10 protein-coding genes are annotated in these 5882 nt (G+C 38.6%); 5 read left to right on the top strand and 5 right to left on the bottom strand.

The annotated features are described in order from the left end of the window. Window positions 1–163 precede the first annotated feature (163 nt). The 3 genes from ACFIKX_RS02915 to ACFIKX_RS02905 are packed head-to-tail and all read right to left on the bottom strand — an operon-like array spanning window position 164 to window position 2130. Window positions 164–682 (bottom strand): hypothetical protein, encoded by a 519-nt coding sequence (locus tag ACFIKX_RS02915; protein WP_375627947.1) that lies wholly within the window; start codon window positions 680–682, stop codon window positions 164–166. Then, window positions 624–1661 carry a hypothetical protein gene (locus tag ACFIKX_RS02910; protein WP_375627945.1) on the bottom strand — a complete coding sequence of 346 codons (1038 nt, stop codon included), beginning with the start codon at window positions 1659–1661 and terminating at the stop codon, window positions 624–626. The genes ACFIKX_RS02915 and ACFIKX_RS02910 overlap by 59 nt, the downstream gene beginning before the upstream one ends. Next, window positions 1651–2130, bottom strand: coding sequence for a crossover junction endodeoxyribonuclease RuvC (locus ACFIKX_RS02905; RefSeq protein ID WP_375627943.1), 480 nt, complete (start codon window positions 2128–2130; stop codon window positions 1651–1653). Before ACFIKX_RS02905 ends, ACFIKX_RS02910 begins: the two co-directional genes overlap by 11 nt. A 29-nt stretch (window positions 2131–2159) precedes the next feature. On the opposite strand from ACFIKX_RS02905, the gene ACFIKX_RS02900 reads away from it, so the two are divergent. Together ACFIKX_RS02900 and ACFIKX_RS02895 are read left to right on the top strand one after the other, a co-directional pair. Beyond that, entirely contained in the window at window positions 2160–3035 is an 876-nt protein-coding gene (locus tag ACFIKX_RS02900; protein ID WP_375627941.1) for a hypothetical protein, read from the top strand. Between the two features lie 431 nt (window positions 3036–3466). Further along, the gene (locus ACFIKX_RS02895; protein WP_375627940.1) at window positions 3467–3604 is read left to right on the top strand and encodes a hypothetical protein; all 138 of its coding nucleotides are present in this window, start codon (window positions 3467–3469) and stop codon (window positions 3602–3604) included. Window positions 3605–3721: 117 nt separating this feature from the next. Here ACFIKX_RS02895 and ACFIKX_RS02890 read toward each other — a convergent pair whose 3' ends face one another. After that, window positions 3722–4240 carry a helix-turn-helix transcriptional regulator gene (locus tag ACFIKX_RS02890; protein WP_375627938.1) on the bottom strand — a complete coding sequence of 173 codons (519 nt, stop codon included), beginning with the start codon at window positions 4238–4240 and terminating at the stop codon, window positions 3722–3724. Window positions 4241–4320: 80 nt separating this feature from the next. Continuing rightward, window positions 4321–4848 (bottom strand): helix-turn-helix domain-containing protein, encoded by a 528-nt coding sequence (locus ACFIKX_RS02885; RefSeq protein WP_375627936.1) that lies wholly within the window; start codon window positions 4846–4848, stop codon window positions 4321–4323. A gap of 147 nt (window positions 4849–4995) precedes the next feature. On the opposite strand from ACFIKX_RS02885, the gene ACFIKX_RS02880 reads away from it, so the two are divergent. The 3 genes from ACFIKX_RS02880 to ACFIKX_RS02870 all read left to right on the top strand — a co-directional run. Next, entirely contained in the window at window positions 4996–5301 is a 306-nt protein-coding gene (locus tag ACFIKX_RS02880; RefSeq protein ID WP_375627935.1) for a helix-turn-helix domain-containing protein, read from the top strand. Between the two features lie 76 nt (window positions 5302–5377). After that, complete coding sequence (locus tag ACFIKX_RS02875) at window positions 5378–5518, top strand: hypothetical protein (RefSeq protein ID WP_375615419.1); 141 nt, start codon at window positions 5378–5380, stop codon at window positions 5516–5518. Next, the coding region (locus tag ACFIKX_RS02870; RefSeq protein WP_375627933.1) for a hypothetical protein at window positions 5502–5882 on the top strand (381 nt) is incomplete at its 3' end. The genes ACFIKX_RS02875 and ACFIKX_RS02870, both read left to right, overlap by 17 nt.

Here is a 5882-nt window from a genome sequence, read left to right as displayed (position 1 = left end):
TTCTCATGTTTTTAGTCCATAATTTTACCAATTGGTCTATTTACCTAAAATTTGACCGTACAGAGCGTTTTATATTACAGATATGGTTTTCATCGTAAAATCTTTAAATCGCTTTGTACGGTACCTTTTTGTCGATTTAAATGTACGTCTAATCGTAAAATGATCAGCACTTTTCACTAGTTTGCTGTGAACCAAAGCGTTTCATTATCCCACCAATGCCATTTAAAGTTTCTTCAAGCTCTTGCTTGTGAACAAGCGTTATAGGCGTTGAATGCTCTTTCCCTGCTTGTTCTTTCAACTCCTTTTCACGGAATCTCAAAACAGCATTGCGTACAAAATTGGCTTTTCTCAAAAGATCGTTTTCTAAATCACGACACAACCTGACAAGTTCTCGTGTGCTCGGAAAAAACGTATCGGATAAACAATTTATTTCATCACATAAAATCCGTTTGACCACTGTCATCAGTGACCATGCAGAGACATTTTCCAAAACCATTCCATAGGTCAACGCCATTCCCTCATGGTCTGATTGTTGTGCTATTTTCAAACCACACGACAGCATGCGAATAGCTTTTGCTATATCCTCTTTACCTGCTTTCACGGCGAAGAGCTCTTGCAATTGATCACCAGCCTCTAAAGCAATCGATTCCTGCTGTTTCGTTAATTGGCTGCCATCCTTCAAAACAAACGGACCGCTCGGAGGTATCATCGCATGAATGTGTTTCAAAATACCCTCGATTTCCGATATCAAGGAGACTGTCTGCGATACGCTCCCCAATGCTTTTTTGCTTTTGAGTGTAATTTCCATTGTTTCCACCATTGTTGTTCGTGTTTTTTGTTTTTTCTAAAACCTCGATAGCCTTTCGTACCCAGTTACGCCATGTTGCTTGCCAATCGGTTTTGGTTGCATTTGCTCCGGCTTTTGAACGCCAATAATCTCGAAATTTTGCGATTTCGACTTTCACGCGCTCTGGAGGCAAGCCCTCTGCAATGGCAAAATCGTAATCCGGTTCAAAATCCGTAGGCAATCGACAACCGCGATTAGCTTGCGCTCGTTTTGCTTTTTTGGGAACGTTCTCTTGCTCGTGAATGGAAGGTTGGTTGTCTGATGATGTTGTGATTTGCTCTGATGTGGTCTCAACAGCAGCAACCTCTGTTGGCTCGTCAACCTGTTCGTTTGTTTCTAAACTTTCAGAACCAATTTCTTTTTTTGCTAAAACGTTAGTTTTAGTTTTTTTATTATATATGTTATTGTCTATGTTAATGTGTTTCATCATGACATCATCATGGTCTTTTGATGAGTCATCTTTATGTTTTTTTCTCTTAGTATTCGCAGCTTTTATAGCTTTTTCTGAAAGTTTATTTAAATTCTCATTGCAATTTTTTAATTCTTCTTCAACATCGAGATTCCATAAACGACCATCTTCTAAACGAATGATGTATCCCTCTTCTAGCAAAACATTCAATGCTGTCTCAAATTTCTTTACTGAATAACCAGTGTAATGAGATAAAACTTTAATATTACAAAAAAGAGGTTCACCAGTACGAAGCATGCGAAATCGCAATCTCATATAGATATTACCTTCTACAGGAGGTAAATAATCGACGACCACCGCCCATTTATCGGCAAACAGTCTCGTCCATGGTATTTTACTGGACATGTATATCCCCTTCTTTCATTAAATATAAAATTGCTAAAGCATCTGCTTCGTTGTCATCTTTAGGCACATGTCCTTTTGCACATACCGCCTTAATCATTTCTTCTTTTGAAGCATTTCCTTTGCCTGTCGTTGCTTTCTTAATGGTAGCAATAGGAATGCCTTCATATGGTATCTGATGATGTTCACACCACGCTGTTAAGGTTGCTAGAAAGCCTCCGTAAATATGAGAAGCGTCTGTACCCACATGCCGGCGCACCTCTTCAAAATATACCGCGTCAATTTCATCAACAGATCTCTTTAGTTCAGTAAGCCACCGTTTAAAGCGTAAATAACGCATACCACCGCCTTCAAAACGGCGTGATTGAAAATCTTCTGTATCGCTTGTTATGTGACCATCCGCACCGCATATTGCCCAGCCTGTCTTGGTCCCTAGATCAAGATATAAAATGGTTTGTGCGTTAGTGATCATAATCCCCCCTTAAGGCTCTACGTATTTATATGTGTGTTATGACAGAACGTGTTGTGATTGCTTGTCCTGAAAAAATGTTTTTGAAAAAGTATCCTCCCAACGATTCTAAAAAAGTGGGGGGAGTTATGATACAAGAATGGATAAAGATATTTCTTACAGGTTTCCTGTCATTTATCGGATCTCTTTCAGTAGCGCTTATTTTAAGAAATAAAGACCGTAAAGAAGCCGCTAAAATCCGCAAAGATGATTTAGAAACAGCTGCAAAAAAACGAGAAGAAGATAGAGAATGGATAAGCAAGCAATTTGCAGAAAGCCAAGAACAGACGATAGTCCTTAAAGAGCAAGCAATATCGACAAAAGATCTTGCCAAATGGTCAGAAGAACATATTAAAATTTTGTTAGATAACAAAAGAGTAGAGGATTTAGGAACGCCACCTTCTATATATATAACTGGACCCCACTTGCCAACAAAAGGCAAGTGGACGCTTCTTTGTTTAAAGATAAAAAACAATGCACAAACTGTCATCCACGTTTTAAATATAAAGCTAAAAGATGGTTCTCGCTTTATTCTTGGATATGGCATTAGATACAAACCGGAAATAAGATTGCGGCAAATGCAATCACCATATGTTAATCCTGATGCCAGACCAACGTCACACACAATATCATCCGGATACTGTGAGAAAGCAAAGGATTTTCGAACGGGACAAGAAATCGATGTTAATATTTCTATAGCTCCCTCAGAAGATAAGTACACAGGAATCCTTATTTTTGTAGCTGCGCGTGAAGAAGATATAAAAGCCCAAGTTACTTTAATCATTACTCATACATCCCCATTGAAACCAGAAACAACAATGACTGTAACGACACAAACCGACCTCATAGACTTTAAAAAATTGGATTAACTCAGATTCAGACACACACTGCATGCATCATCTATTAATTCAATTTCTTCTTTTCTTTTTTCGATGAGTTTATCCCTTAAGAAATCAAGCTTACTTTTGACTAAGGCTGTAAACAAGATCAGCTCATTTAAGCGATAAAAAGATGACAACTCTTGAGAAAAATAATTATCAAACCAAGTTGTAAAAGCTTGCGTAAACACAGATGTAGTTTGACACTAGGTTTTGTACTAAGTGGGAAAAGGTGGGATTAGGTAGGAATACGTGGTAATTTGTTGTTTTTATGTATAAAATTTAGCATTCAATGCGCGTTTTGTCAAAATAGATTTTGACACCTAAAATTGTAAAAAAGAGCGAAAAAGAGTGAAAATCAGAAAAAAGTGCGTTTTCATGGTAAAAATGAAAGAAGGTTTTGAAAGGTCTTTGAAAACCCTGTGAAAAATTTTGAAAAGTCTGTGAAAGCCCAGAAAACCGCCTTTGAAGACCCTGTGAAAAAAATCAATCCAAAAGTTCAATTGACTCCAAAATCAGCCAAAAATAACCAAAAAAGCAAAAAAGATTTCCATATATAAGTGGAAATCTCTAAAAATTGAGTAAAAAGTATTTTTTATCAATAATTTATATAAATTTTTTAATGTAAAAAGATTTCCACTTTCATTTTTCATTTTAGAGAGGCATTAAGCTGTATCTTATTTAGTTTCTGGATGTGCATTTTCAGCCTCTATTTGACGCTTTAAATGCAATTTTAGAAGAGGGAAAGTTGCTTCGACCTCTTCCGTGTCGTTGATGTCTTGAACAAGCTCTTGTAACTTTTTATAAAGCTCTGCCGCTAATTCCGCTATATCTTCAGGGGGGAGTTTTATATTTGCATCGCGATAGGTTGTATAAGCTATGCGACCGAGTTTTTTCATGAGTCCAGCAGGGATAGTTTGTGGTTTAAAACCCGCTGCTTTCGCTTTTGCCATGTCTGTAAACATTTCGCCTTCTCCAGTGAGAAGCCAATGAAAGTCTACGCCATAAATTTTGTGATAGGCAATTACGATAGATGCTGGTGGCTCATTTATACCAAGCTCATAATTTGCAAGCGTATTTTTTGCCAAATTAAGAGATTTGGCAAAAGCACCGCGTTCTTCGTTTCCGAGGATTCGTCTTATTTCACGTAGGCGTTTTGCTAATGGGGTTTTAGGTTCTAGTTCGGGGCGTGCCAAAAATGCTCCTTATTCATATTTAGGTTAGCTTAAATTACAGGATTTTAAAAAGAGATTCCCCTATTCATCTTAGAGAGGCATTAAGCCGTATTTTGTGTAGTTTCTAGATGTACTCTTTCAGCTTCTATTTGACGCTTTAAATGAATTTTAAGAAGAGGGAAAGTCGCTTCGACCTCTTCCATGTCGTTGATGTTTTGAACAAGCTCTTGCAGTTTTCTATAAAGTTCAGCCGCGAGTTCCGCTATATCTTCAGGGGGGAGTTTTATATTTGCATTGCGATAGGTTGTATAAGCTATGCGACCAAGCTTTTTCATGAGACCAGCAGGAATGGTAGGTGGAGAGATATTGAAAGACCGAGCCATCATCATGTCTATAAACATTGCATCTTCACCGGTCAAAAGCCAATTCAGGTTTACTCCAAATTTTTCTTTATATGCTGATAAAACCGTTGCATCTGGAGTTCTATCACCGCGTTCGTAATTTCCAAGCCCTTGAATACTGATACCAATTTTAAGTGAAAATATATCACGAGATAAGCCCACAAGCTTTCTAACTTCTGTGAGTCGTTTTGCTAATGCAGTTTTGGGCTCATTTTTTTGTCGTCTCATATTATAAATGTTTACAAATGGGGTTGACTAATATCCCATTTGTAGATATACCTCATATTAGAGCCCGATACGAAGGGCGTTTATTATACATTTAACCCCACAAAAAACGGATGGTTTGAGCATCCGTTTGAAGCAGGAGCGAAAGTTATGACAACCACACAAACATGCATCCAAGTATGGGATCGCCATAGTATTTTAGCCGAGCTACGCCGCCGTAACATGACTTTGGCGGAGCTCGCGAAAGCATATCAACTATCGTCATCCAGTGTTCAACATATCTGGACACGGTCTAACGAGAAAGCCGAACGTGCTATTGCCGATTTTATCGGTTTGCCCGTTGAGCAGGTTTTTAGCGACCGCTACCCCAAAAGTCGCCGTCGCATTTTTAAAGCAGCAAAACATGCCAATACAGATTCGGCAACACAGTCCGCATTGCGCGGTAATGCTGCTTGAACTTCGTTACACGGCTTTGCGTGTATCATACGCATTTGCCATGAATTTAAATACCATAAGATAAAGAGGTTTATCAATGTCTAAAGATCAATACGAAATAGGCAAGATAAATTGCATAGAGTTGCATCATAGAACAGCCGTTTGGATGGGTTGGTTCTGGCGATTAGGGGGTGGTCATATTGTTTTTATAGGGGGTGGTTATGGTTGCTGCTTATAATTTATGGATGCCAGAGGCAAAAAGAGAAATCTTTAATCCTTATTCAGAAGCTGAACGGTTACAAATGATGCTTTCCTGTTCTTTAAAAGCAGTGAGTGGTGGCTTTCGGCATGTACCGATCCGGTATATTATTGACCCTCCGCATGGCTTGTTTGATGCGATATTAGCGCGGCAAATTGCCATTCATATTTTGCATTATCAGTTTGAGGTACCGCGGCGGCGTATTGTTGCTATGCAAGTACGGCAGCAGACTGCTATCTTTCTTGCTTTGCAAGTGATTAATCGGCGTTTGGAAGAACCCGTTTTTGCGAAAGCTTATCGAAGATGGGCGGGGCGTGCGATGGATTTATTCTTTAAAGAGATC

Source organism: Bartonella sp. CM86QHHN (genome assembly GCF_042194695.1).
Classification (GTDB): Bacteria; Pseudomonadota; Alphaproteobacteria; order Rhizobiales; family Rhizobiaceae; genus Bartonella.
This window is presented reverse-complemented; position numbering and strand designations above follow the sequence as displayed.